At 67.1% G+C, this 3,460-nt stretch carries 2 protein-coding genes; both read left to right on the top strand.

Annotated features, from left to right (window positions below):
- The first annotated feature begins 74 nt into the window (after positions 1–74).
- A complete protein-coding gene (locus DBR34_RS12885; protein ID WP_128097086.1) occupies positions 75–1,856 on the top strand; it encodes a glycoside hydrolase family 15 protein in 1,782 nt (593 codons plus the stop codon).
- Positions 1,853–3,217 carry an alpha,alpha-trehalose-phosphate synthase (UDP-forming) gene (gene otsA / locus DBR34_RS12880; protein ID WP_128097085.1) on the top strand — a complete coding sequence of 455 codons (1,365 nt, stop codon included), beginning with the start codon at positions 1,853–1,855 and terminating at the stop codon, positions 3,215–3,217. The genes DBR34_RS12885 and otsA overlap by 4 nt, the downstream gene beginning before the upstream one ends.
- Positions 3,218–3,460: the final 243 nt, after the last annotated feature.

Below are 3,460 nucleotides of genomic sequence, written 5' to 3'. Positions count from 1 at the left end.
GCGCGTGGGCGCCCCACCCAACGTGCCGCTGGCCTTGCGTGCAGCGGCCTGCCTTGAGCGAGATTGCAGTGCCCATGAAACAACCTGATCTGAATCTTGGCGTGGTCGGCAATGGCAGCTTCGGCGCCCTGATCGACCAGCAGGCGCGCGTGGTCTGGAGTTGCCTGCCCACCTTCGACGGCGACCCTACCTTCTGCGCCCTGCTCAGCCCCAACCAGAACGAGGGCGGCGATTTCGCGATCGAGCTCGAAGACCTGGTCAGCACCGAGCAGAGCTACCTCACCAACACCGCGATCCTGCGCACCGTGCTGCACGACAAGCACGGAGGCGCGCTGGAAATCATCGATTTTGCGCCGCGCTGGCGCCAGAACGACCGCTTCTACCGCCCGGTCAGCCTGATCCGCCAGGTGCGTCCGCTGGCCGGCAATCCGCGCATCATCGTGCGTGCCCGCCCGCTGGCCGACTGGGGCGCGCGCGTGCCGGCCTCCACGTGGGGCAGCAACCACATCCGCTGGGAGCTGCCCGACCACGTGCTGCGGCTGACCACCGACGTGCCGCTGCGCTTCGTGCGCGACGGCCTGCCGTTCGTGCTCAGCCACCCGGTCAACCTGGTACTGGGCGTGGACGAGTCGTTGAACCGCTCGCTCAGCGGCTATGTGCAGGAGTCCTTCCAGCGCACCCGCGACTACTGGCGCGAATGGGTACGCTATCTGTCCATTCCGCTGGAATGGCAGGACGCGGTGATCCGCAGCGCGATCACCCTGAAGCTGTGCCAGTACGAAGACAGCGGCGCGATCATCGCCGCGATGACCACCTCCATTCCCGAAGCGCCCGGCAGCATCCGCAACTGGGACTACCGCTACTGCTGGCTGCGCGATGCCGCCTTCGTGGTGCGCACGCTCAACCGCCTGGGTGCCACCCGCACCATGGAACAGTTCCTGGGCTACATCTTCAACCTGGCCACCACCGATGGCAGCCTGCAGCCGCTGTATGGCATCGGTTTCGAGGCCAAGCTGGAGGAAACCGAAGTGGCCTCGCTGGACGGCTACCGCGGCATGGGCCCGGTGCGGCGTGGCAACCTGGCCTGGGTACAGCGCCAGCACGACGTATACGGCAGCGTGGTACTGGCCTCCACCCAGCTGTTCTTCGACCAGCGCCTGCAGGACCCGGGCGACGCGCACACCTTCGCGCGGCTGGAACCGCTGGGCGAGCAGGCCTTCGCCCTGCACAACGTGCCCGATGCGGGGCTGTGGGAATTCCGCGGCCGCACCGAAGTGCACACCTATACCAGCGCCATGTGCTGGGCCGCGTGCGACCGCCTGTGCAAGATCGCCATCCGGCTCAAGCTGGATGACCGCGCCGACTACTGGCGCGACCGCGCCAACACCATCCACGCGCGCATCCTGAAAGAAGCGTGGAGCGACGAGCTGGGCCGCTTCACCGATACCTTCGGTGGCCACCGCCTGGATGCCTCCCTGCTGTTGCTGGCCGACATCGGCTTCATCGAAGCGCACGATGCGCGCTTCATCGCCACCGTCGAGGCGATCGGCCGCGACCTCAAGCACGGCAATGCGCTGTACCGCTACGTCGCACCGGACGACTTCGGCGAGCCGGAAACCAGCTTCACCATTTGCACCTTCTGGTACATCGACGCGCTGGCCGCGATCGGCCGCATGGACGAAGCGCGCGACATGTTCGAGACCCTGCTTGAACGCCGCAACCACCTGGGCCTGCTCTCCGAAGACCTGGCCTTCGACAGCGGCGAAGCGTGGGGCAACTTCCCGCAGACCTATTCGCACGTGGGCCTGATCACCGCGGCGATGCGGCTGTCGCGCAGCTGGCAGGAAGCATCATGAGCCGGCTGGTCGTGGTGTCCAACCGGGTCGCGGTCCCCGGTGAATCCCGCGCCGGTGGCTTGGCGGTCGGCCTGCTGGCCGCGCTCAAGGAACGCGGCGGGGTGTGGTTCGGCTGGAGCGGCAAGTCCGTGCGCGACACCAGCGGCGAAATGCATGAGCAGGTGGACGGCGACATCCGCTACGTCACCATGGACCTCAACAAGCGCGACGTCGACGGCTACTACAACGGCTTCGCCAACCGCACGCTGTGGCCGCTGCTGCACTTCCGCCTGGACCTGGTGGACTACGACCGCGCCACCCGCGAAACCTACCGTCGGGTCAATGCGCTGTTCGCCGAGAAGCTGGCGCCGCTGCTGCGCGAAGACGATATCGTGTGGATCCACGATTACCACCTGATTCCGCTGGCCTCGCTGCTGCGCGAGCGTGGTATCGGCTGCCGCATCGGGTTCTTCCTGCACGTGCCGATGCCGTCGGCCGACCTGCTGCAGGCCATGCCCGACCACCTGCGGCTGTTTTCCAGCCTGTACGCCTACGACCTGGTGGGCTTCCAGACCCAGCGCGACACCGACCGGTTCCAGTCCTACGTGCGCCTGTTCGGTGGCGGCCGGGTGCTGGCCGATGGCGAACTGGAAGCGCCCGGCGGTCGACGTTTCCGTGCCGCGGCGTTCCCGATCGGCATCGATACCGCGCACATCGAGCGCCAGGCCAAGGCCGGTGCCAACAAGCCGGCCGTGCGCGATCTGCGCAACAGCCTGCGCGACCGCCAGCTGGCCATCGGCGTGGACCGGCTGGACTATTCCAAGGGCCTGCCCGAGCGCTTCCAGGGCTTCGAGCGCTACCTGGAACGTCACCCCGACCAGCGCGGCAGCCTCACCTACCTGCAGATCGCGCCGGTGTCGCGCGGCGATGTCACCGAGTACCGCCAGCTGCGCGGCCAGCTGGAACAGATCGCCGGGCACATCAACGGCGGTCATGCCGCGCCGGACTGGACCCCGTTGCGCTACGTCAACCAGAACTTCACCCACGCCACCCTGACCGGTTTCTACCGGGCAGCGTCCGTGGGCCTGGTCACCCCGCTGCGCGATGGCATGAACCTGGTCGCCAAGGAATACGTGGCCTCGCAGGACCCGGAGAACCCCGGCGTGCTGGTGCTGTCACTGCTGGCCGGTGCGGCCGATGAACTCAAGCAGGCGCTGCTGGTGAATCCGCATGACCTGGACGGCGTGGCCGATGCGATCGCCACCGCCGCCACCATGCCCCTGCGCAAACGCACCGAGCGTTGGCAGGCCATGATGGACCACCTGCGCACCTACGACATCAACCACTGGCGGCAGACCTACCTCCAGGCGTTGGAGGGGTGATCGTGCAGCAGCGCGCGTGGAGGGATGCGCCGCGATACCCGATGCGTTTGCCGCGCGGTCGGTGACGCTTTCCGCACGAATTGGTTGCAGATGAAACGTATCGCCCGGCGCGTGGCCATCGCCCCGCCGGGTGTCGCAATCAACGCGCCTCAACGCGCCTCAACGCGTAATCGTCGGCCGCACAACGCGTTGCGGCAATAGACCTCATTTATCGCGATCCCACGACAGCGCGCACAAGCGAAA

This window comes from Stenotrophomonas sp. HMWF003 (assembly GCF_003061285.1).
GTDB classification, from domain to species: domain Bacteria; phylum Pseudomonadota; class Gammaproteobacteria; order Xanthomonadales; family Xanthomonadaceae; genus Stenotrophomonas; species Stenotrophomonas maltophilia_AP.
Note: the sequence above shows the minus strand (reverse complement) of the source record. Positions and strands in the feature narration are given on the sequence as shown.

Excerpts from the sequence above, each read along its gene's own strand:
- otsA (WP_128097085.1), top strand. The coding sequence starts at position 1,853 with ATGAGCCGGCTGGTCGTGGTGTCCAACCGGGTCGCGGTCCCCGGTGAA.
- DBR34_RS12885 (WP_128097086.1), top strand. The coding sequence starts at position 75 with ATGAAACAACCTGATCTGAATCTTGGCGTGGTCGGCAATGGCAGCTTC.